General features: G+C 71.5%; 19 protein-coding genes and 1 pseudogene. 15 read left to right on the top strand and 5 right to left on the bottom strand.

Translation table 11 applies throughout. The features are described from left to right. Positions 1 to 26: 26 nt before the first annotated feature. Positions 27 to 563 (bottom strand): rhomboid family intramembrane serine protease, encoded by a 537-nt coding sequence (locus ACIQ7D_RS23820; RefSeq protein ID WP_403940637.1) that lies wholly within the window; start codon positions 561 to 563, stop codon positions 27 to 29. Positions 564 to 757: 194 nt separating this feature from the next. On the opposite strand from ACIQ7D_RS23820, the gene ACIQ7D_RS23815 reads away from it, so the two are divergent. From ACIQ7D_RS23815 to ACIQ7D_RS23790, 6 genes are all read left to right on the top strand, one after another. Further along, positions 758 to 1,486, top strand: coding sequence for a UbiX family flavin prenyltransferase (locus ACIQ7D_RS23815; protein ID WP_403940599.1), 729 nt, complete (start codon positions 758 to 760; stop codon positions 1,484 to 1,486). A gap of 105 nt (positions 1,487 to 1,591) precedes the next feature. Beyond that, the gene (locus ACIQ7D_RS23810; RefSeq protein ID WP_403940597.1) at positions 1,592 to 2,044 is read left to right on the top strand and encodes an Lrp/AsnC family transcriptional regulator; all 453 of its coding nucleotides are present in this window, start codon (positions 1,592 to 1,594) and stop codon (positions 2,042 to 2,044) included. Between the two features lie 117 nt (positions 2,045 to 2,161). Then, on the top strand, positions 2,162 to 3,325 hold the full coding sequence (gene mqnE, locus ACIQ7D_RS23805; RefSeq protein ID WP_403940635.1) for an aminofutalosine synthase MqnE: 1,164 nt from the start codon (positions 2,162 to 2,164) through the stop codon (positions 3,323 to 3,325). Positions 3,326 to 3,338: 13 nt separating this feature from the next. Next, entirely contained in the window at positions 3,339 to 3,869 is a 531-nt protein-coding gene (locus ACIQ7D_RS23800) for a GNAT family N-acetyltransferase (RefSeq protein ID WP_403940595.1), read from the top strand. Between the two features lie 104 nt (positions 3,870 to 3,973). Continuing rightward, positions 3,974 to 4,228 carry a DUF4229 domain-containing protein gene (locus ACIQ7D_RS23795; protein ID WP_403940633.1) on the top strand — a complete coding sequence of 85 codons (255 nt, stop codon included), beginning with the start codon at positions 3,974 to 3,976 and terminating at the stop codon, positions 4,226 to 4,228. A 656-nt stretch (positions 4,229 to 4,884) separates the two neighbouring features. After that, positions 4,885 to 6,987: an AMP-dependent synthetase/ligase gene (locus ACIQ7D_RS23790; RefSeq protein WP_403940631.1), complete on the top strand. Its 2,103-nt coding sequence runs from the start codon at positions 4,885 to 4,887 to the stop codon at positions 6,985 to 6,987. Between the two features lie 170 nt (positions 6,988 to 7,157). On the opposite strand, the gene ACIQ7D_RS23785 is transcribed toward ACIQ7D_RS23790, so the two are convergent. After that, positions 7,158 to 7,361, bottom strand: a complete 204-nt coding sequence (locus ACIQ7D_RS23785; protein ID WP_365814426.1) for a cold-shock protein — start codon at positions 7,359 to 7,361, stop codon at positions 7,158 to 7,160. A 479-nt stretch (positions 7,362 to 7,840) separates the two neighbouring features. Here ACIQ7D_RS23785 and ACIQ7D_RS23780 point away from each other — a divergent pair, with 479 nt between their 5' ends. From ACIQ7D_RS23780 to ACIQ7D_RS23760, 5 genes are all read left to right on the top strand, one after another. Further along, complete coding sequence (locus ACIQ7D_RS23780; protein ID WP_403940630.1) at positions 7,841 to 8,653, top strand: menaquinone biosynthetic enzyme MqnA/MqnD family protein; 813 nt, start codon at positions 7,841 to 7,843, stop codon at positions 8,651 to 8,653. A 68-nt stretch (positions 8,654 to 8,721) separates the two neighbouring features. Further along, positions 8,722 to 10,632 (top strand): serine/threonine-protein kinase, encoded by a 1,911-nt coding sequence (locus ACIQ7D_RS23775; protein ID WP_403940594.1) that lies wholly within the window; start codon positions 8,722 to 8,724, stop codon positions 10,630 to 10,632. A gap of 103 nt (positions 10,633 to 10,735) precedes the next feature. Then, complete coding sequence (gene mqnC / locus ACIQ7D_RS23770; protein WP_403940592.1) at positions 10,736 to 11,935, top strand: cyclic dehypoxanthinyl futalosine synthase; 1,200 nt, start codon at positions 10,736 to 10,738, stop codon at positions 11,933 to 11,935. 34 nt (positions 11,936 to 11,969) lie between these two features. Continuing rightward, positions 11,970 to 12,440: an imidazolonepropionase-like domain-containing protein gene (locus ACIQ7D_RS23765; protein ID WP_403940590.1), complete on the top strand. Its 471-nt coding sequence runs from the start codon at positions 11,970 to 11,972 to the stop codon at positions 12,438 to 12,440. A gap of 104 nt (positions 12,441 to 12,544) precedes the next feature. Beyond that, positions 12,545 to 15,688 (top strand): glycoside hydrolase family 2 TIM barrel-domain containing protein, encoded by a 3,144-nt coding sequence (locus ACIQ7D_RS23760; protein WP_403940588.1) that lies wholly within the window; start codon positions 12,545 to 12,547, stop codon positions 15,686 to 15,688. A 69-nt stretch (positions 15,689 to 15,757) separates the two neighbouring features. Here the strand turns inward: ACIQ7D_RS23760 and ACIQ7D_RS23755 are convergent, their stop codons facing one another. Beyond that, positions 15,758 to 16,369, bottom strand: a complete 612-nt coding sequence (locus tag ACIQ7D_RS23755; protein ID WP_403940586.1) for a hypothetical protein — start codon at positions 16,367 to 16,369, stop codon at positions 15,758 to 15,760. On the opposite strand from ACIQ7D_RS23755, the pseudogene ACIQ7D_RS23750 reads away from it, so the two are divergent. From ACIQ7D_RS23750 to ACIQ7D_RS23740, 3 genes and pseudogenes are all read left to right on the top strand, one after another. Next, positions 16,368 to 17,241 (top strand): annotated as a pseudogene (locus ACIQ7D_RS23750) (glycosyltransferase); the annotation flags it as partial. The gene ACIQ7D_RS23755 and the pseudogene ACIQ7D_RS23750 overlap by 2 nt on opposite strands. Positions 17,242 to 17,315: 74 nt before the next feature. After that, entirely contained in the window at positions 17,316 to 18,125 is an 810-nt protein-coding gene (locus ACIQ7D_RS23745) for an acyltransferase family protein (RefSeq protein ID WP_403940628.1), read from the top strand. Positions 18,126 to 18,235: 110 nt separating this feature from the next. Continuing rightward, positions 18,236 to 18,928 (top strand): demethylmenaquinone methyltransferase, encoded by a 693-nt coding sequence (locus ACIQ7D_RS23740; protein ID WP_403940584.1) that lies wholly within the window; start codon positions 18,236 to 18,238, stop codon positions 18,926 to 18,928. 83 nt (positions 18,929 to 19,011) lie between these two features. Here ACIQ7D_RS23740 and ACIQ7D_RS23735 read toward each other — a convergent pair whose 3' ends face one another. Next, entirely contained in the window at positions 19,012 to 19,530 is a 519-nt protein-coding gene (locus ACIQ7D_RS23735) for a GNAT family N-acetyltransferase (RefSeq protein WP_403940582.1), read from the bottom strand. 97 nt (positions 19,531 to 19,627) lie between these two features. On the opposite strand from ACIQ7D_RS23735, the gene ACIQ7D_RS23730 reads away from it, so the two are divergent. Next, positions 19,628 to 20,920 (top strand): geranylgeranyl reductase family protein, encoded by a 1,293-nt coding sequence (locus ACIQ7D_RS23730; RefSeq protein WP_403940580.1) that lies wholly within the window; start codon positions 19,628 to 19,630, stop codon positions 20,918 to 20,920. 209 nt (positions 20,921 to 21,129) lie between these two features. Here ACIQ7D_RS23730 and ACIQ7D_RS23725 read toward each other — a convergent pair whose 3' ends face one another. After that, the gene (locus ACIQ7D_RS23725) at positions 21,130 to 21,681 is read right to left on the bottom strand and encodes a glycoside hydrolase family 25 protein (RefSeq protein ID WP_403940578.1); all 552 of its coding nucleotides are present in this window, start codon (positions 21,679 to 21,681) and stop codon (positions 21,130 to 21,132) included. Positions 21,682 to 21,710: the final 29 nt, after the last annotated feature.

The following is a 21,710-nucleotide window of genomic DNA, read 5'->3' as shown; positions in this document are numbered from 1 at the left end:
GCGCGCGGCCCGCGGGTGCGCGGGCCTCAGCCTATGAGTTCGTTCACGGGCGGCTTCCTGCGGAACATGAAGGCGGCCATGACCCCGCCGATCAGCCCGAAGAGATGGCCCTGCCAGCTCACCGCCGGGTTGGTCGGCAGGACGCCCCAGAGCGCCGAGCCGTACACCGCGAGCACCAGCAGGCCGGTCACCATGTCCACCGCGCTGCGGTCCACGAAGCCGCGCACCAGCAGATAGCCGAGCAGCCCGAAGACGACGCCCGAGGCGCCCGCCGTGACCGAGTGGTCGGCGGCGGTGAGCCAGACGCCCAGACCCCCGACGACCATGATCGTCAGGATGACGGCGGCGAACCTCCGCAGCCCGTTGAGCGCGGCGAGGAAGCCGAGGATCAGCAGGGGCACGGTGTTGGACGCGAGATGGTCGAAGCCGTGGTGCAGGAACGCCATCGGGATGACGTCGCGCAGCTCACCGAAGTCGCGCGGGCTCAGCCCGTACGTGCTCAGCGAGCCCGTCGCGGTGTTCACCGCCTCCAGGATCCAGAGCAGCGCGACCCACCCGGCCATCAGCGCGGCGGCGCCCTTCACACGGTCGGCGCGGGTACGCGGGGTCGAGGCGGTCGAGGTGGTCGGTCCGACGGGTGAGTACGGCATCGCAGGCCCCCTGTGGTCCACGGTGATCCATGTGGCTCCCTTCTGCGGAGAACGTCCGGGACCCGGCCGTCGGTTCCTGACCGGGGCCGCCGGATAGGCTCGGAACCGTGAAGCCCGGATCGAACGCAGACCACCACAGTCCGCCCCGGCCGAGGCGCCCCTGGGTCGTCGGGGTCTCCGGCGCGTCGGGGACGCCGTACGCCGCGGCCGTGCTGCGCGGGCTGCTGGCGGCCGGCGAGAGCGTCGACCTCGTCGTCAGCAGGGCGTCCCGGCTGACGCTGCTCGACGAGACGGGCATCGCCTTCCGGGACGCGCACTGGCGGGAGGACCTGGCCGCCTGGCTGGCGCGCGGCGCCGACGGCAAGCCGGGGACCTTCACGGGCGGGCCGGCGTCCGATCTCTCGGACGTACGGCACTGGGCCGCCGGGGACCTGGCGGCCGGGCCGTCCTCCGGTTCGTACCCCTCGAAGGGGATGCTGATCGTGCCCGCCTCGACGGCGTGCGTGGCCGGGGTGGCGCTCGGGCTCTCGAAGGACCTGCTCCAGCGGACGGCGAGCGTCACGCTGAAGGAGCGCAGGAAGCTGGTCGTCGCCGTACGGGAGACGCCGCTGAACGGGCAGACGCTGGAGCACCTGGTGACGCTGGACCGGGCGGGAGCCGTGGTGCTGCCCGCCTCACCGGCGTTCTACGCGGGGGCGACGCACATCCAGGACCTGGTCGACTTCGTCGCCGGGCGGGTGCTGGACGCGGCCGGGGTGGAGCACGGGCTGTACCGCCGTTGGGAGGGGGAGCTGGGGGGCTCCCGTGCGCGGGGCGACGGGCTGAGCCACGGCTGATCATTCGTTTGATCATTTGGTAAATTCGCAGGACTTCGCCTCTTCATGCCTTAGATTCTCTCTATATCTTTGCGGGATCACTGAATAATGGAAGGTTTCAGGCATATGGACGCCGTGGACAGGCAGCTCATCCAGGCCCTCAGGGAGAACGGCAGAGCCTCGTACGCGGAGCTGGGCCGGCTCGTCGGGCTCTCCGGGCCCAGCGTCACCGACCGCATCAACCGTCTCGAAGCGGCGGGCGTCATCACCGGCTACCGCGCCACCGTCGACTCCGCCTCGCTCGGCCTCGGCGTCACCGCGCTGATCGGGATCTCGCTCTCCGACGCCGCCGACCACGAGGACGTGGCGCGCCGGATGCGCGACCTCGGGGAGATCGAGGACTGCTGGTTCATCGCGGGCGACGACTCGTACATGCTCAAGGTGCGCGCGAGCGACGTCGACGGTCTGGAGAAGACGATCGGGCGGCTGAGCGGTACGAAGGGCGTCTCCCGGACCCGTACGACCATCGTGCTCTCCACGAAGTGGGAGAACAGGGTGGGCGAACTGCCCGAGGACTGACCGAGGACCGACCGAGGACTGCCCGAGGGCCGCCTCGGGTTCTGTCGGTCGGAGGGCGTAGGCTCGACTGGCCCGATTGGTAGACGTATGGGAGGCGGCCTGATGACTGCATCTGTCCTGGATGTGGGTCTCAAGCGCGAGCTGGAAGCCAAGGTCCTGGCCGGTGAGCGGCTGACGCGCGAAGACGGCATCGCCCTCTACGAGTCGGACGACCTCGCCTGGCTCGGCGGACTCGCCCACGAGGTGCGGACCCGTAAGAACGGCGACGTGGTCCACTTCAACGTCAACCGCCACCTCAACATGACGAACGTGTGCACCGCGTCGTGCGCGTACTGCTCGTTCCAGCGCAAGCCGGGCGAGAAGGACGCGTACACGATGCGCATCGAGGAGGCCGTCCGCCTCGCCAAGGCGATGGAGGGCGAGAGCCTCACCGAGCTGCACATCGTCAACGGCCTCCACCCGACGCTCCCGTGGCGGTACTACCCGCGCTCGCTCAGCGCGCTCAAGGAGGCCCTGCCCGAGGTCTCCCTCAAGGCGTTCACCGCCACCGAGATCCATCACTTCGAGACGATCTCGGGGCTCTCCGCCTCCGAGATCCTCGACGAGCTGATCGAGGCCGGCCTGGAGTCGCTGACCGGCGGCGGCGCCGAGATCTTCGACTGGGAGGTCCGGCAGCACATCGTGGACCACGCCACCCACTGGGAGGACTGGTCGCGCATCCACCGCCTCGCACACGAGAAGGGGCTCAAGACCCCGTGCACGATGCTGTACGGGCACATCGAGGAGCCCCGGCACCGGGTGGACCACGTCCTGCGGCTGCGTGAACTCCAGGACGAGACCGGCGGCTTCCAGGTCTTCATCCCGCTGCGCTACCAGCACGACTTCGTGGACATGAAGGACGGCAAGATCCGCAACCGCCTCCAGGCGCGTACGTCGATGGCGACCGGCGCCGAGGCGCTGAAGACCTTCGCGGTCTCCCGGCTGCTCTTCGACAACGTCCCCCATGTCAAGGTCTTCTGGGTGATGCACGGCGTGCAGACGGCGCAGCTCGCCCTCCAGCACGGCGCGGACGACATGGACGGCTCGGTCGTCGAGTACAAGATCACGCACGACGCGGACAACTACGGCACGCCCAACAAGCTCGGCCGTGAGGATCTGCTCGACCTCATCCGCGACGCGGGCTTCCGCCCCGTCGAGCGGAACACCCGCTACGAGATCATCCGCGAGTACCCGGGCCCGGACCCGGACCGCCGCGAGACCCCGCAGGCGATGCGGGTCTGAGACGGGGCTTCCGATGGCGCTCATATTCGAGCTGGACCCGGCGGTGGACCGCGCCCTGAGCGACGGGGTCCTCGCCCTGTGGACGGATGTCTCCAACGCCGGTGGCGCGGTGGGGTTCGTACCGCCGGTGACGGCCGAGGACATCCGGCCCGAGCTGGTCAGACACTTCGCGACGATGGCAGAAGGCCGCACCCGGCTGCTGGTCGGGTACGACGAGGAGGGCGCCGTCGCCGCGGTGGCCTTCCTCACCCTCAACACCCACCGGCTGATGCGCCACTGGCTCTGGCTCTACACGGTGATGGTCCACCCCCGGTACCAGGGCCGGGGGTACGGCCGCGACCTCATGGCCGCCGCGGCCGACGCGGCACGCTCCGTCGAGGGCATCGAGGCGATACGGCTCACCTGCCGGGGCGGCACCGGCGCCGACGCGTTCTACGCGGCCTGCGGCTACAAGGAGGTCGGCCGGGTGCCGGACGCGATCAGGGTCGCCCCGGGCGACAACCGCGACGACATCACGATGCTGCTCCCGCTGGACCGGCGCTGAACGGTGCGTGCTTCACTGGTGGTACGCCTTTCGCCCATACGGAAGAAGAGAGAAGGCCCGCTGTGACCGCTGTGAAGACAGGCGCCACCCTCCGGTACACCGCGATGCGCCTGGGAATCTTCGTCGCCAGCTTCGTCGTCGTCGCCGGACTGGTCCAGGTCGGCGTACTGCCCAAGGGGCTCGGCGACTCGAACTTCATCTGGGTGCTGCTGCTCGCCATCGTCATCTCGGCGCCGCTCAGCTTCGTTCTGCTGCGCAAGCAGCGCGACGCCATGTCCCAGCAGATCGTCGGCAAGGTCGACACCGCGAAGGCCCGGCTGGAGGCCAACCGGGCGCAGGAGGACGGCGCCGTTCAGTGACGCCCGTCGTTCCGTCGACACCGTCCCGTTGACGTCGCCCCGTAGCGCCTTCCAGGGGCGGGCTCAGCGGCTCCGCCGGCTCAGGTCGCCGGGGGCGACGAGCCCCGTCTCGTAGGCGACACCGCCACCGACGGCCTGCCCGCGGGCGCGCTGGCCGGCACGCAGTCCTACGTCACCCTCAAGCAGGCATTCTCCGCGCAGGCCGACGCGCGCCTCACCATCGCGGAGGTGCTGCACAACGAGTAGCGGGGGCGCGGCTGTTGCCGGGCCGTAGGCTGGTCAGGACAGGGTCAGGGGCCCGGCAGGGGGAGCGGGCGTGGGGGCGGGGGCCACGGGGGCCACGCGAGTCCGCCGCCCTGCTCGCCGCCGTCTCGGCGGGACCGGCTGGGGAAGTCCGAGTTTTTCGGTGAGGAATCGGCCGGGTGCTGTGCCGGAGAAGTGCAGATGGCGGCCGGCCGTTGTCCTGAATCCCTGCGCGGTCGTAGCGTGACCATCAGTAAGGCTACTGAAGGGGCGGGAGCTGCGGGATCATCGAACGCTTCGGGCTGTGCGGGGACTCGGCTCGAACGCGCCTGACCCGCGCATCATGGCTACAGCCAGTACAGCAAGGCCGAACGAGGAGCACCCCCGTGTCCGACGCCCCGCCCGCCGACGCTCTGCCCGCCACCGCCGTACCCGTACCGCTGCCGGTGCCGGTGTCCGTACCGCCGCTGGTCGAGCCCGCGAAGGTCTGGCAGGACGGGGTGGTCAGAGAGGTGTCCGTACCGCCGCTCGCGCAACCCGTACGGCGCGGCTCGCTCGCGGGCATCCCCTTCGACAACGCCCGTGAGGCGCCGGACGCGGTCGTCATCAGCCGCAAGCGGACCGGGGCCGCGCCGGCGGCCAGGACCAGGCCGGGGCGCGGCAGGAGCGGCAGCGGCAGGAGCGGCAGCGGCGCGCAGTGGCAGGACATCACCGCCGCCGCCTTCGCCGCCGAGGTGCTGGCCGTCGCCAAAGGGCTGATCGCGCAGGGGCTGCGCCCCGGCGACCGGCTCGCGATCATGTCCCGTACGACCTACGAGTGGACGCTGCTGGACTTCGCCGCCTGGGCCGCCGGCCTGGTCACCGTCCCCATCTACCCGACCTCCTCGGCCTTCCAGGTCCGCTGGATCCTCCAGGACTCGGGCGCCGTCGCCTGCGTCGTCGAGGACGGGATCCAGGCGCGGCTGATCCGCCAGGAACGGGACCGGCTGCCCGGGCTCACCCGGCTGTGGACGGTGGAGAAGGGCGCCGTGGACACCCTGTGCGCGGCGGGGCGGGACATCCCGGACGAGGACGTCACCGTACGGCGGGCGGCCCTCGGCCCCGACTCCGTCGCGACTGTCAGCTACACCTCGGGGACCACGGGGCGCCCCAAGGGCTGCGTCCTCACGCACGGCAACTTCTTCGCCGAGGTGGACAACGCGATCGAACTGCTGCACCCGGTCTTCAAGGCGCCGGGCCAGGAGCGGTACGCCCCGGCCGCCCCGTCGGACGGATCCGCCGTGTCGGACGGGCCCGTTCCGTCCGACGCGTCCGGCACGCTGTCCACGCTTCTCTTCCTGCCGCTCTCCCATGTCTTCGGCCGGATGGTCGCGATCGGCTGTCTGCGCGCGCGGGTCCGGCTGGGCCACGCGCCCTCCATCAGGACCGAGGACCTGCTCGCGGACCTGGCCGGGTTCCGGCCGACGTTCCTGCTGGCCATCCCGTACGTCCTGGAGAAGGTCTACAACACGGGCCGCGCCACGGCGGAGCGGATGGGCCGGGGCGCCTCCTTCGACCGCGCCGCGCGGATCGCCCAGGCGTACGGCGCGGCGGTCGAGGCGGCCGTACACGGCGAGGGGCCCGGCCCGTCGTTCGGGCTGCGGGCCCTGCGGGCGCTCTACGAACCACTGGTCTACCGGCGGATCCGGGCCGCCCTGGGCGGCCGGGTGAAGTATGTGATCTGCGGCGGCTCCCCGCTCGGGCGCAGGCTGGCCGCGTTCTACTCGGGCGCCGGGGTGGTGACCTTCGAGGGGTACGGGCTGACCGAGACCACGGCGGCGTCGACCGTCACCCCGCCGCTCAAACCCCGGCTGGGCACGGTCGGCTGGCCGATGCCCGGTACCTCCGTACGGATCGCGGACGACGGGGAGGTGCTGCTGCGCGGCGCCCATGTCTTCGCGGGCTACTGGGACGCGGAGCGCGGCGAGGCCGTACGGACTCTGGAGCCGGACCCGGAGGCGGGCGCGGAGGTGGGGGCCGGTACGTGGGCGGCGGACGGCTGGTTGGCCACCGGGGATCTGGGGGCGCTGGACGCGGGCGGCTATCTGACGATCACCGGGCGCAAGAAGGACGTCATCATCACGTCCAGCGGCAAGAACATCGTCCCGGCGCCGCTGGAGGACTGGCTGCGCGCCCACCCGCTGGTCAGCCAGTGTCTGGTGGTCGGCGACAACCGTCCCTACGCGGGCGCCCTGATCACGCTGGAGCCGGAGGGCCTGGCGCACTGGCGGCTGATGCGGGGGAAGCAGGGCGCGCCGCTCGCCGCCCTCGTCCACGACAAGGAGTTGCGCGCCGCGCTCCAGCGGGCGATCGACGAGGCGAACCGGCTGGTCTCCCGCGCGGAGTCCATCCGCCGCTTCCACATCCTCGACGTGGACTTCACGGAGGCGGCGGGCCATCTCACGCCCACCCTGAAGCTGCGGCGTGCGGCGATCGCCGAGGACTTCGCGGCGGAGATAGCCGGCCTGTACACGTAAAGGGTCGTATACGGTGAACAGTCGTTCTCCTCGAATCCTCGGGGAATTCCAGGAGGCGGGCGGGGTAGGCGCGGGATAAAGGCAGGAGCCCCGCCTTCCCCACCCGAGTGGGAGAAGCAGGGCTCCTTGGGTACTGCGTGTAAGACGTCCGCGATCGCCGGACCTGGCAACTAGGCCGGGGTGACGTTCTCCGCCTGCGGGCCCTTCGGACCCTGAGTGACGTCGAAGGTCACTACCTGGTTCTCCTCAAGGGCACGGAAGCCGCTTGCGTTGATCGCGGAATAGTGGACGAAGACATCCGGGCCGCCGCCGTCCTGGGCGATGAAGCCGAAGCCCTTTTCAGCGTTGAACCACTTGACGGTTCCGGTAGCCATAAGCCCTCCTTGGGCCAAAGGGTTGCCCTGCTCCAGAACCTGCAAAGAAGTCTGAAAACTACAAAAGCCTGCGGGTCACATGCTCCGCAGGCTCTGTACTGCAAGGGAAACCAAACTGCAACTTGCGGCGAGCCTAGCACGCACCCTGTGCGCAGCGGTAGAGGGAAAGATCACTTCACCCGGACGTTTGTATAAGGGCCCGACGTGCTGACGAAACGGGGTCGCCAAGGGGGTGCCACGGGGTGGCCGGCCGGGCGACACAGGCCCGGCTCCGCGCCCCCGGAGCACTTCCCCGTACGGCACGGGTCTAGCCTCACGCTGTGGACAGTCCAGAGGAAAAGTCAGCGGCAGAAGCGACAGCGGAGACCCGGGCGGCGGCAGCGGCGGCGGGTGCGCCCGGCCCCGCCGGGGGCGACGGCGAGGACCACGGCGAGGCCGGCGGCAGCGGCGGCCGCGGCACCCGCCCGCGCGTCGGCCATATCCAGTTCCTGAACTGCCTGCCCCTCTATTGGGGGCTCGCCAGGACCGGATCCCTTCTTGATCTGGAACTGACGAAGGACACTCCGGAGAAGCTCAGTGAACGACTCGTGCGCGGCGAGCTGGATATCGCCCCCGTCACCCTCGTCGAATTCCTCCGCAACGCCGACGATCTCGTCGCCTTCCCCGATCTCGCGGTCGGCTGCGACGGCTCCGTCATGTCGTGCGTGATCGTCTCGCAGGTCCCGCTGGACCAGCTCGACGGCGCCCGTGTCGCCCTGGGCTCCACGTCCCGTACCTCGGTACGGCTGGCCCAGCTCCTGCTGAGCGAGCAGTACGGCGTAAGCCCCGACTACTACACCTGCCCGCCGGACCTCGGCCTGATGATGCGGGAGGCCGAGGCGGCCGTCCTCATCGGCGACGCAGCCCTGCGCGCCTCGCTCCACGACGCGCCCCGGCTCGGGCTCCAGGTCCATGACCTGGGGCAGATGTGGAAGGACTGGACCGGGCTGCCGTTCGTCTTCGCGGTCTGGGCGGCGCGCAAGGAGTACCTGGCGCGCGAGCCGGAGCTGGTCCGGGAGGTCCACCGGACGTTCCTCGCCTCCCGGGACCTCTCCCTGGTCGAGGTGGCGACGGTCGCCAAGCACGCCGCGCGCTGGGAGACCTTCGACGCGGAACTGCTGGAGCGGTACTTCACGACGCTCGACTTCCGCTTCGGCCCCGACCAGCTCGCCGGGGTGGCGGAGTTCGCGCGCCGGACGGGACCGACGACCGGATTCCCCGCCGATGTCCCGGTGGAACTGCTGACCGTCTGACTCCTAAGGTGCTTCCCACAGGGACGAAGGGCACGCCGTGAGGCACGCCTTCGACAGGGGGGACCGGCATGCAGCCGCTCGACAGAGGCGATCCGCCGGCCATCGGCCCGTACCGGCTGCTCGGGCGGCTGGGCGCCGGTGGGATGGGCCGTGTCTATCTCGGGCGCTCGGCGGGCGGCCGTACGGTCGCGGTCAAGGCCGTCCATCCGCGCTACGCGGCGGACGAGGAGTTCCGGGCCCGCTTCCGGCGCGAGGTGGACGCGGCCCGGCGGGTCGGCACCGGTCCCGGCGGGCCGCGCTGGTCGGCGCCCGTGCTGGACGCGGACCCGGAGGCGGACATTCCGTGGGTGGTCACGGGCTATGTGGCGGGCCCCTCGCTGACCCAGGCCGTCGCGAGCCACGGGCCGCTGCCCGAGACCTCCGTACGCGCGCTGGGCGCCGGTCTCGCGGAGGCGCTGGCGGCCGTCCACGCCCTGGGGCTGATCCACCGGGACGTCAAGCCGTCGAACGTACTGCTCGCCCTGGACGGCCCCCGGCTGATCGACTTCGGTATCGCCCGCGCCACCGACGGCAGTACCGCCTCGCTCACCTCGACGGGCGTCTCGGTCGGCTCACCGGGGTACATGGCGCCCGAGCAGATACTCGGCCGGGCCGTCACCGGCGCGGCCGACGTGTTCTCGATGGGCGCGGTCCTCACGTACGCCACGACCGGGCGGAGCCCCTTCCCCGGTGACATTTCGGCCGCCGCACTGCTCTACAAGGTGGTGCACGAGGAGCCCGATCTCGGCACGCTGCGGGGCGAGTTGCGGGATGTCGTCGCGCGCTGCCTGGCCAAGGACGCGGCGGCGCGGCCCGCTCCAGCCGAGGTCGGCCGGCTCCTCGCCGCCGACGGGGCGGGGGCGCTGGTGGCGGGCGGCTGGCTGCCGGGACCGCTGGTCGAGGAGGTCAGCCGGGCGGTGGTGCGGCTGCTGGACCTGGAGACGGCGGGGCACGGCCCCGACGCGCCGCCCGGACACCCCGGGCCGGAACAGACGGCCGGGCCCGGCCAGGCGACCGAGGACGGTTTCGGCCCCGGCCCCGCTCCTGTGCGGACCGGCCCCGGTCCCGAGCCCGAGCAGACCGGCCCCGTGCCCTTCAGCAGCGCCTCCGTCGGCGGCCCGCCCCTCACCGCCCCCTCCGCCAGCTCCTCCCTCGGCTCCTTCGGCCCGCCCGTACCCCTGCCCGTGCCGCACACGCCGCCGCCCACCGCGCCGCCCACGGTGGGCACCCCGGCGGACCAGGACGCCCGGCGGACCTTCTCGGTCTCCGCCGATCTGCGTACGCGTCCCGCCCCGGGCCACGGGGACGGTTCCGGTACGGCCGCCACCCATGTGCCCGGCGCCGCGCCCCGCCGCCCCGTGCGCCGGGTGAGCTGCACCGTCGCCCTCGCCGTGGCGGGCGTCCTCGCCGCGGTGACGGTCGGCGGCACCCTCCTCCTCAACCAGATGCGCGGCACCACGTCCGGCGACGAGAACGGCGACGCCGCGAGCCGCCCGTCCCAGACCATCCCCGCCACCCGCGAACCCTCCGACGGCGTCCCCTCGGGCCGTACCTCGGAGGCCGCCCCCGCCGGGGTGCCCGCGTCCTTCGTCGGCACCTGGAGCGGGCCGGTCACCGAGCGCAGCGGACTGCCGCACGGCACGCTCACCGCCGTGTTCGTCAAGGGCGCGCAGGGCGAGGACATCGTCCGTACGACGACCCGGATCACCGTGCTCGGCAAGACCGTGGAGTGCTTCGGCGTCGGCAAGCTGGTCTCCGCCACCGCCGATGTGCTGCGCGTCGAGGAGCGTACGGACGCGTCGAAGCGCGGTACGCAGTCCCTGTGCACCACGGGCGGTTCCGCCGAGTTGACGTTCACGCGCACCTCCGGCACCACCCTGCGCTACGTGTCCGCCGAGGAGGGCGCGGGCACCCCGGAGGGAACCCTCACCAAGGAGTGAGCGGTACACGCGGACACCCGCCCGCCATGGCGCCCGCCGACCACCGCGGAGCCTGGCGTAGGCTGAATCGGTCGTGACAACCCCTTGGGAAGGACCCGCCCCGGTGACCGAGAAGGCCGACCTCACGTCCGTTCTGGCCCGTGCAGCCGCGGGTGGGCGCATCACCCCCGAGGAGGCCCTCGACCTCTACCGCTCGGCGCCGCTGCACGCGCTGGGCGCCGCGGCCGACGGCGCCCGCCGCCGCCGGTACGCCGGTACGGAGCACATCGCGACGTACATCATCGAGCGGAACATCAACTACACCAACGTCTGTGTGACGGCCTGCAAGTTCTGCGCCTTCTACGCAGCGCCCAAGGACACCGCCAAGGGGTGGACCCGCGACCTCGACGACATCCTGCGCCGCTGCGCGGAGACCGTCGAACTGGGCGGTACGCAGATCATGTTCCAGGGCGGGCACCACCCGGACTTCGGCGTCGAGTACTACGAGAAGCACTTCGCGGCGATCAAGCAGGCGTACCCGCAGCTCGTCATCCACTCCCTCGGCGCCTCCGAGATCGAGCACATGGCCCGGATCTCCCAGGTCTCCGTCGAGGAGGCCATCCAGCGCATTCACACCGCCGGTCTCGACTCCTTCGCGGGCGCGGGCGCCGAGCTCCTGCCCGCCCGGCCCCGCAAGGCGATCGCGCCGCTCAAGGAGTCCGGCGAACGCTGGCTGGAGATCATGGAGGCCGCGCACGGGCTGGGCGTCGAGTCCACGTCCACGATGCTGATGGGAACGGGCGAGACCAACGCCGAACGCATCGAGCACCTGCGGATGATCCGCGACGTACAGGACCGGACGGGCGGCTTCCGCGCGTTCATCCCGTACACCTACCAGCCCGAGAACAACCACCTCAAGGGCCGCACGCAGGCCACGCTCTTCGAGTACCTGCGGATGATCGCGATCGCCCGGCTCTTCCTCGACAACGTCGCCCACATCCAGGGCTCGTGGCTGACCACCGGCAAGGAGGTCGGCCAGCTCTCGCTGCACTACGGGGCGGACGACCTCGGGTCGATCATGCTGGAGGAGAACGTCGTCTCCTCGGCCGGCGCCAGGCACCGCTCCAACCGGCTGGAGATCATCGACCTGATCCGCAAGGCGGGCCGCGTCCCGGCGCAGCGCGCCACGACGTACGAGCACCTGGTGGTCCACGACGACCCGGCGAACGACCCGGTCGACGAGCGGGTCGCGTCGCACATCTCGTCGACGGCGATCGAGGGCGGCACGGCCCACCCCGAGCTGAAGCTCATCGCCACCAACTGACCTGCCGTCGGACCGGGTTCTGTGAGGCGCTGAGGTGGAGACCCTGCACGTGGCCGACGTGCTCCGGTACACGTGGGACGACGACGGCGGCGGCGACGGTGCGCCGGTCACGGACGGCGCCGTGGTGGTCGGCCGGGACCGGATCGTCGCGGTCGGTACGTACGAGGAGCTGCGGGTACGGTTCCCCGCCGCGCGGGTACGGAAGTGGGCCGGTGCGCTCGGCCCCGGGCGCGTCCACGAGGGGCCGCTGCCCGACGCCCCGAGTCCGCGCGAGCGGATCCACGCCGTCCTGAAGCGGGGCGCGGTCGCGGTGCTCGACGCGTATGTCGCACAGGACCCGGCGCTGCGCGCGGCCGCCGCGCGGGTGGGCGTTCTCGTCCTGCCGGCCGCCGGGCGACCCGCGATCACCGGCCCCGGGGCCCGTGCGGACCTCGCCGTGTTCGACGCGGACGGGCGCTGTCTCGCCACGGTGTGCGCGGGACGCCTGGTGCACCGCCGCGCCTGACACACCCGTCGCGTCCGGCCCGTCGCACGCCCCCTTGACATGCACCTGTTTGAAACTGTCAGAATCCGTGCGCTGAACCCAACAGGCCGATCAAAGGGGATCGCATGGGCGTCACTCGCAGGTCGTTACTGATCGCCGGAGCGGTCGCCCCCGTGGCGGGAGCGCTCGCCACGGCCACCCCCGCGCGGGGCGCCACCGCGCGCTCCGCCACCGCGCCCCTCGGCGCGCCCGGGCGGCGGAGCATCCCGCTCACCGACGGCTGGCGCTTCGCCCAGGTCAACCCCGGCGGGATCACCGACCCGACCGGTGCGTACGCGGACGCCCAGGACCCGGGCCACGACGACTCCGGCTGGCGTACCGTCACGGTGCCGCACGACTGGAGCATCGAGCTGACCCCGACGACCGGATCGGGCACCAGGAGCCACACCGGGTTCCTCCCCGGCGGCCTCGGCTGGTACCGCCGGTCCTTCACCCTGCCGCGCGAGTCGGCCGGCCGGCGGATCTCCGTCGAGTTCGACGGCGTCTACATGGACGCGAACATCTACTGCAACGGGCGGCTCGTCGGCAATCACCCGTACGGCTACACCGGCTTCGCCCTCGACCTCACCGACCTCGTCCACACCGACGGCGCCACCCGCAACGTACTCGCCGTCGAGGTACGCAACCGCCTGCCCAGCAGCCGCTGGTACTCGGGCAGCGGGATCTACCGCCACGCCCGGCTGGTCGTCACCGAGCCCGTGCACGTGGCGCGCTGGGGGACCCGGGTGACCACCCCGGAGCTGGCCGCCACCCTGCGCACCGGGCACGCGACCGTACGGGCGGTGACGGACGTCGTCAACGCGTCGGAGAGCGGGGCGCGCGTCACCGTCGTCTCCACGGTCAAGGACCCCGAGGGCCGCACCGTGGCCAGGACGAGTTCCCCCGTCACCGTCGCAGCCGCCGCCACGGAGTCCGCCACACAGGAACTGGACGTCACCCGGCCCCAGCTGTGGTCGTTCGAGAACCCGCGGCTGTACGCCCTGGAGACGGAGGTACGGGTCGACGGGCGGACCACCGACACCTACCGCACCCCCTTCGGCTTCCGGCACTTCGGCATCGACCCCGACCACGGGTTCTCGCTCAACGGCACCTACGCCAAGATCCAGGGCGTCGACCTCCACCACGACCTCGGCGCGCTCGGCGCCGCCGTCAGCACCGACGCCCTGCTGCGCCAGATGACGATCATGAAGTCCATGGGCGTCAACGCCTTCCGCACCTCGCACAACCCGCCCTCTCCGGAGATGATCGCGGTCTGCGAGCGACTGGGCATCATCATGCTGGTGGAGGCGTTCGACTGCTGGCGCAGAGGCAAGAACACCTACGACTACGGCCGCTTCTTCGACGAGCACTGCGAGACGGACATCGCCGAGATGGTCGACGCGGCCCGCAACTCCCCGGCCGTCGTCATGTGGTCCATCGGCAACGAGATCACCGACTCGACCACCACCGAGGGACTGGCCATGGCCCAGCGCCTCATCGACGCCGTCAGGGCACACGACGACACCCGGCCCGTCGTCATCGGCTCCGACAAGTACCGCGACCTCCCCGCCGCCGGCTCCCCCGCCGACCTCATGCTCGCCAAGATCGACGGCCTCGGCCTCAACTACAACACCGCCGCCTCGGTGGACGCCCTCCACGCCCGCTACCCGCACCTGTTCCTCTTCGAGTCCGAGTCCTCCTCCGAGACCTCCACCCGCGGCAGCTACCAGGACCCGGAGCACCTCAACACCGGCGAGAACCACACCCCGGGCAAGCGCGAGCCGTCCTCGTACGACAACAACCTCGCCGCGTGGACGATGAGCGGCGAGTACGGCCTGAAGAAGGACCGGGACCGGAAGTTCTTCGCCGGGCAGTTCCTCTGGTCGGGCATCGACTACATCGGCGAGCCCACGCCGTACGACGTCTTCCCGGTCAAGGCGTCGTTCTTCGGCGCGGTGGACACGGCGGGCTTCCCCAAGGACATGTACCACCTCTTCCGCAGCCAGTGGACCGCCGAACCGATGGTCCATCTGCTGCCCATGGACTGGACCGGCCACCGGCCGGGCGAGACCGTCGAGGTGTGGGCGTACTCCAACGTCGCGACCGTGGAGCTGTTCCTCGACGGGAGATCGCTCGGCGTACGCCGCTTCGACACCAAGACGACCGGCGACGGCCGCGCGTATCTGGAGACCACCGAGGCCACCGGCGACGACAAGACCGTCACCTCCGGCCCGTATCCCGGCAGTTACACCAGCCCGGGCGGCAGCGCCGGGAAACTCCACCTCACCTGGAAGGTGCCGTTCGCGCCCGGCGAGCTGAGGGCGGTGGCCCGGCAGGACGGCCGGGTGGTCGCCACCGATGTGCTGCGCACCGCGGGCCCCGCCCACTCCGTACGGCTCACCCCGGACCGTACGACCCTGAAGGCCGGCGGCACGTCGCTCTGCTTCGTGACGGCGGAGATCACCGACCGGCACGGCGTCCTGGTACCCGACGCCGACCACCTGATCTCCTTCCAGGTCACCGGCGGCCGGCTGGCCGGTGTCGACAACGGACGCCAGGAGAGCGCCGAGCGCTACCAGGCGAGCACCCGCACCGCCTTCCACGGCAAGGCCCTGGCCATCGTCCGCTCCGGCACCGCGGCGGGGCCCCTCACCGTCACCGCCCGCTCGGCGGGGCTGCGCAAGGCGACCGTCACCGTACGGACCACCGGGGGCACCGGCTCCACCGGAAAGCCGGTCCCGCCCGCCCCGCCCTTCGGACCCGACCCCGGGCCCGGCGCCCCGGCGTACCCGCTCGCGGACGCCAGTTACTCGGGGGCGCCGGGGACGCTGCCCTCGGCGATGCTGGACGGCGATCCGGCCACCGGCTGGTCCAACGCCTTCCAGAAGCCGGCCACCCGGCTGCTGCCCGCCTTCAACGGGGCCAGAGCGGCCGACCGGGTCACGGTGACCTGGGCCCGCAAGCGCCGGTTCCGCCGCGTGGAGGTCTCCTTCACCACCGACGCGACACACACCCTGCCCGCCACCGTCGAAGTCTCCTGCTGGGACGGGCGCCGCTACGTCCCGGTGCGCGGGGCGACGGTCACCTGGGCCACCGCCTCGGACGCGCCCACCGTCATCACCTTCGACCCGGTACGCGGCTCCCGGCTGCGCCTGGACCTGACGAGCCGCCACCCGGGCGCGGCCGACGGAGCCCAGCGGATCAGCGCCTTCGCCGCCCCGGACGCCTGAGACACGGGGGCGCTCCGGCGGAGGGATACGGTACGGGGCCGGGCCGGCGCCGGGTGGGCACCGGTCCGGTCAGTCCGACGCCAGCGCCTCGGCGAACGCCCCCGCCGTCTGCTCGACACCGCTGCACGTGTCGGACGCCGTGGCCGTCGACACCCCGTCCGCGCATGCCCGGTCCCGGAACGTCGCCCACATCGAGAGCGCCCCCACCCCCTCCTCCCGGGCGAAACGGCGCAGCCGTGCGGCGTCCGCGAGGGTGAAGGTCTCGCCCGTGACATCGTTGACGCCCGCCATCGCCGTGACGTGGAGCGCCCGCCACGCCCGCGCCGACGACAGCCCCAGCGTGGACGCGATCTGGTCATGGGCCACACGCGCCGCCCGCTCCGCGTACACGGCCATGTTCCCGGTGTACGAGGACCCGTAGTTCATCGCCATGACGTTGACGGCGGAGAGCCGCACACCGCGCTCCGCCGCGTCGGAGAGCAGCGCCGTACCGCTCTTCTCCAGACCGTCGGGCATCACCGGCAGGGTGTACGTGACATCCAGCCCCCGCTCCTCCTGGAGCCGGACGATCGCCTTGTTCCGCAGGGCGACGGAGGCGCTGTCGGTCAGCGCGTCCCCCTCGATGTCGAAATCGGCCCTGGTCGCGCCGACCGCGTCAAACGGGAGATAGCCCAGACCCAACAACGGGGTGCGGCAGGCCGCGTACGACCTCGTCGTGATGATGGACGGCGACACCGTCTTCGAGCCCGACACCGTACGGGAGTTGGTGCAGCCGTTCGGGGACGGGCGGGTCGGCGCCGTCGCGGGATACGCCAAGGTCGGCAACCGCGACACCGTCATCGGGGCCTGGCAGCACATCGAGTACGTGATGGGCTTCAACCTCGACCGCCGTATGTACGACGTCCTCGGCTGCATGCCCACCATCCCCGGCGCGATCGGCGCCTTCCGCCGCCGGGCCGTGCTCGAAGCCGGCGGCATGAGCGAGGACACCCTGGCCGAGGACACCGACATCACCATCGCCCTGCACCGGGCCGGCCGGCGGGTCGTGTACGCGGAGCACGCGCGCGCCTGGACCGAGGCCCCGGCGAGCGTCGGGCAGCTCTGGCGCCAGCGCTACCGCTGGAGTTACGGCACGATGCAGGCGCTGTGGAAGCACCGCGGCTCCGTCCTGGACAGGGGGCCCTCGGGCCGGTTCGGCCGGGTCGGTATGCCGCTGGTGGTGCTCTTCCAGATCGTCACGCCCGTCTTCGCGCCGCTCATCGACGTGTTCACCGTCTACGCGATGATCTTCGTGGACTTCCGGGCGTCCCTGCTGGCCTGGCTGGCGGTCCTCCTCGTCCAACTGCTCTGCACGGCCTACGCGTTCCGGCTCGACAAGGAGAAGTACCGCTATCTGCTGATGATGCCGTTGCAGCAGATCGCCTACCGGCAGTTGATGTATCTGGTACTGATCCACTCCAGCGTCACGGCGCTCACGGGCGGCCGGCTGCGCTGGCAGAAGCTCAAGCGCACCGGCGGTCGGCGCGCCCGGCCCCGGCACGGGACCCGCCTGACGGCGGGCGCACACCGCAGGGGAGCGCTGCCGCCGGAGACGGTACGGAGCAGACTGCGGCGGCTGCTGGTGCCGATGTGGGTGTTCGGCGCCGTTCTCGTCGTGGCCATGGCCCGCCACGGATGGCTGCCGGGCGCCGACGCCCTCTACTGGGTGCTGCCGGTCGGGGACCCGCCCGGCGACGCCTGGGGCGAGCAGGCGTGGGCGGTGCTCTGGTACCTGCGGACGTATCTGTGGTTCGTCCTGCTCTCGCCCGTGCTGCTGAGGCTCTTCCGGCGAGCGCCGCTCCCCGCCCTGCTGCTGTCGCTCGTCCCGGTCGTGGTCTTCGAGACGCTGTGGACCCTGCCGGACGGCCGGCTCGGCGCCGCGCTCGGCGACCTCTCCGTCTTCCTCTTCAGCTGGCTGCTCGGTTTCGCGCACCGCGACGGGCTGCTCGACCGGCTGCGCTCGGGGCGCGTGCTCCCGGCGGCGCTCGCGCTGATGGCGGTCGGCGGATGGCGGGCGTTCCACCACCAGGTGGACGGCAGCTACGACCTGGACGACATCCCGCTCGCGCAGGCGCTGTGGTCCGCGGGGTTCGTGGTGCTGCTGTTGCGGTTCCGGCCGGACTTCGGGTGGCTCGCGCGGCGTCCGGTGGCCGACCGGGTCGTCCGGGTCTTCAACGCCCGTGCGGTGACCATCTACCTCTGGCACGAGGTCGCGCTGATGGTGAGCGTGCCGGTGATCGACGCGATGTGGAACATCCCCGCCTTCGAGCGCGACCTGCCGCTCGACAGCCCGTGGTTCCAGTTCGGGATCGCCTGGGTGCTGATCGCGGCGGCCGTGGCGCTCTTCGGCTGGGTGGAGGACGTGGCGGCGCAACGGCGGCCGAGGCTGCTGCCCTGACACGGGGCGGCGGAGCATGCCCTGCAACAGGAGACCGAGCATGCCTTGCCACGGGCGAGCGGGCGTGCCCTGCCCCAGGCGACCGGGCACGCCCTGCCACAATGGAGGGCGTGACCCGAGCCTCCCTGGACAAGCAGCCGCACGAAGTCGCCTCGATGTTCGACGGCGTGGCGGAGAACTACGACCTCACCAACGACGTCCTCTCGCTCGGCCAGGACCGGCGCTGGCGCAAGGAGGTCGCCGAGGCGGTGCACGCGCGCCCCGCCGAGAAGGTCCTCGACCTGGCGGCCGGCACGGCCACCTCCTCGCAGGCGTTCGTCGCGACCGGCGCGTACGTCGTGCCGTGCGACTTCTCGCTGGGCATGCTGCGGGAGGGCAAGAAGCGGCACGCCTGGATGCCGTTCACGGCGGGCGACGCGATGAGGCTGCCCTTCGCCGACGAGGTCTTCGACGCGGTGACGATCTCCTTCGGCCTCCGCAACGTCCACGACACCGACGCGGCGCTGCGCGAGCTGTACCGGGTGACGAAGCCGGGCGGCCGGGTCGTGATCTGCGAGTTCTCGCACCCGACCTGGGCGCCGTTCCGTACCGTCTACACGGAGTACCTGATGCGGGCGCTCCCGCCGGTCGCGCGCGCCGTGGCGTCCAACCCGGACGCGTACGTCTACCTCGCCGAGTCCATCCGCGACTGGCCCGACCAGCCCGCACTGGCGGCCCGGCTCCAGGGGGCGGGCTGGTCGAAGGTGGCGTGGCGGAACCTGACGGGCGGGATCGTGGCGCTGCACCGGGGCGTACGGGCCTGACGCGCCCCCGGGCGGCCGGCCCGTACGCCCCCGCGCCGGCTCACTCACCGGGTGCGCGCCGGCTGGGCGGCGGCCGCGCGGCGTCACAACTCCAGCCGGAAGCAGTACGCCTCCTTCCGGGACACCGGACCCACGTACGTCTCCGCCAGCTCCATCCCCAGCCGCCGCGTCACCGCGACCGAGCGCGCGTTACGGGAGTCCACCATCGCCACGACCCGGCCGACGCCCGCCGCCCGTACCCGCTCCAGCGTGGTCCGCGCGGCGGCGGTCACGTACCCCCGGCCCCAGTGCGCCCGGCCCAGCCGCCAGCCGATCTCGATCTCGCCCACCGGCCCGAACGACGCGTGCGGCCAGGGCTGGGCGCCGGTGAACCCGATCACCTCACCGGATTCGTCCAGCATCGTCCAGAAGCAGAAGCCGCGCTCGGCGTCGTGGCGGCGCTGCCGGGCGGTCAGCTCCTCGTACACGGACATCTCGGCCGACGTACCGCCGTGGAACTCCATCACCTCGGGGTGGTCGAAGAGGCGGTGCCAGGCGAAGGCGTCCTCCTCGGTGGGGACGCGGAGCTGCACCAGGGGGAGCGGTTCGGTCACAGGGGTCATGGCGGCAGCCCTTCACTGGGGGATCAGTACGCACCCATAGACTGCACAGGACCAGTGCCCTCCGGTACACGATTTCGAGTCTTCGGGAGAACCCGCTGTGACCGAGCCCCAGCCCCTCTCCGAGAACAGCGCGGACGTCATCGTCGTCGGCGCCGGTCCGGCCGGCTCCACGACCGCGTACTACCTCGCCAAGGCGGGCCTGGACGTGCTGTTGCTGGAGAAGACCGCGTTCCCGCGCGAGAAGGTGTGCGGTGACGGGCTCACCCCGCGCGCCACCAAGCAGCTCGTGTCGATGGGCATCGACATCTCCGAAGAGGCCGGCTGGCTGCGCAACAAGGGGCTGCGGATCATCGGCGGCGGCCAGCGGCTCCAGCTCGACTGGCCGGACCTGGCGGCGTACCCGGACTACGGCCTGGTCCGCAAGCGCGACGACTTCGACGAGCAGCTCGCCCGGCAGGCGCAGAAGGCCGGCGCCCGGCTGCACGAGCGCTGCAACGTCGGCGCCCCGATCACCGACGCCCGCACGGGCCGGATCACCGGCGTCCACGCCAAGCTGGGCGAGGAGAAGAGCCCGGTCACCTTCCACGCCCCGCTCGTCGTCGCCGCCGACGGCAACTCGACGCGGCTGTCGCTGGCGATGGGGCTGCACCGCCGCGAGGACCGCCCGATGGGCGTGGCCGTGCGGACGTACTTCACCTCGCCCCGCCACGACGACGACTACCTGGAGTCCTGGCTGGAGCTGTGGGACCGGCGCGGCCCGGGCCCCGACAAGCTGCTGCCCGGCTACGGCTGGGTCTTCGGCATGGGCGACGGCACGTCCAACGTCGGCCTCGGCATCCTCAACTCCTCCTCCGCGTACAAGGAGCTGGACTGGCGCGAGGTGCTGAAGGCGTGGTGCGCGTCGATGCCGGAGGAATGGGGCTACACCCCGGACAACATGACGATGCCGATCCGCGGCGCGGCGCTCCCGATGGCGTTCAACCGCCAGCCGCACTACACCAAGGGCCTGCTGCTCGTCGGCGACGCGGGCGGCATGGTCAACCCGTTCAACGGCGAGGGCATCGCGTACGCCATGGAGTCGGGCCAGATCGCGGCGGACGTCATCGTCCAGGCCCACGCCCGCGCGACCCCGGCACAGCGCGAACTCGCCCTGCTGCACTACCCGAAGGTGCTCAAGGAGACCTACGGCGGCTATTACACGATGGGCCGCGCCTTCGTGAAGCTCATCGGCAACCCGAAGGTCATGAAACTCGCGACGGAACGCGGCCTGACGCATCCGCTGCTGATGAAGTTCACACTGAAGATGCTGGCGAACCTGACGGACCCGACGGGCGGCGACGCGATGGACCGCGTCATCAACGGGCTTTCGAAGGTGGCGCCGAAGGCGTGACGCCGAGCGAGGCGCGACAGGGCGCCGTCGCGGCGCAGGGGGCAACGGACGGCGCTCGGGGTTCGGCGTACGGGGCAGGACGTACGGGGTTCGGCGTACGGGGCAGGACGTACGGGGTTCGGCGTACGGGGCAAGAGCGTACGGAGTTCGGCGTACGGGGCGGGGCACCGACCGGTCCCGGGGCGGGGGCCCGGACCCGGCAGGGGATCTCAGCCCTTTCTGGCCCACTTCTTCAGCGCGGCACGGTCGGCGAACTGACCGAGGTTCGTGTCGAGCGGGCTGTCGGTGTACTGGTGGAACTTCCACGCGGCCTGGATCCGGGGCTTCCCGGCGGTCACGTAATCCGCGATCCACAGGGCGTCGCCCGCGTTACTGGTGGTGTCACGGTTCAGCCAGTAGTCCCGGTTGCAGTACAGCCCGACGCGATGGGTGTCCCCACGCAGCCGCTTCACCTCGGCGAGGAAGGAGTCCTTCTCCGCGTTGGAGACGTCGCTGTCCTCCCAGTCCGCGAAGAGGGGATCGTAGGCGATGCTGGAGCACTTCTCGACGAAGTACCTGGCCTGGGCCTTCATGTCCCCGGCCCGCAGGAAGTGGTAGAACCCGACCACGAGCCCGGCCGCCCGGCCGTGGGTGGCTTGGGCGACCATCCTCGGGTTGATGTACGAGGTGCCCTCGGTGGCCTTGACGAAGACGAAGTCGAAGCCGGCGGTGGTGTAGTTCGAACTCTGATACGACGAGACGTCGATGCCTTTTATGGTCATGTGGGGAGCTTCCTCCTGGCCAGAAGATG

The organism is Streptomyces sp. NPDC096310 (genome assembly GCF_044763125.1).
GTDB lineage: Bacteria > Actinomycetota > Actinomycetes > Streptomycetales > Streptomycetaceae > Streptomyces.
This window is presented reverse-complemented; position numbering and strand designations above follow the sequence as displayed.

Excerpts from the sequence above, each read along its gene's own strand:
- ACIQ7D_RS23725 (WP_403940578.1), bottom strand. The coding sequence starts at position 21,681 with ATGACCATAAAAGGCATCGACGTCTCGTCGTATCAGAGTTCGAACTAC.
- ACIQ7D_RS23760 (WP_403940588.1), top strand. The coding sequence starts at position 12,545 with ATGGGCGTCACTCGCAGGTCGTTACTGATCGCCGGAGCGGTCGCCCCC.
- ACIQ7D_RS23820 (WP_403940637.1), bottom strand. The coding sequence starts at position 563 with ATGGCCGGGTGGGTCGCGCTGCTCTGGATCCTGGAGGCGGTGAACACC.
- ACIQ7D_RS23775 (WP_403940594.1), top strand. The coding sequence starts at position 8,722 with ATGCAGCCGCTCGACAGAGGCGATCCGCCGGCCATCGGCCCGTACCGG.
- ACIQ7D_RS23785 (WP_365814426.1), bottom strand. The coding sequence starts at position 7,361 with ATGGCTACCGGAACCGTCAAGTGGTTCAACGCTGAAAAGGGCTTCGGC.
- ACIQ7D_RS23810 (WP_403940597.1), top strand. The coding sequence starts at position 1,592 with ATGGACGCCGTGGACAGGCAGCTCATCCAGGCCCTCAGGGAGAACGGC.
- ACIQ7D_RS23735 (WP_403940582.1), bottom strand. The coding sequence starts at position 19,530 with ATGACCCCTGTGACCGAACCGCTCCCCCTGGTGCAGCTCCGCGTCCCC.
- ACIQ7D_RS23800 (WP_403940595.1), top strand. The coding sequence starts at position 3,339 with ATGGCGCTCATATTCGAGCTGGACCCGGCGGTGGACCGCGCCCTGAGC.
- ACIQ7D_RS23745 (WP_403940628.1), top strand. The coding sequence starts at position 17,316 with ATGTGGGTGTTCGGCGCCGTTCTCGTCGTGGCCATGGCCCGCCACGGA.
- ACIQ7D_RS23795 (WP_403940633.1), top strand. The coding sequence starts at position 3,974 with ATGCGCCTGGGAATCTTCGTCGCCAGCTTCGTCGTCGTCGCCGGACTG.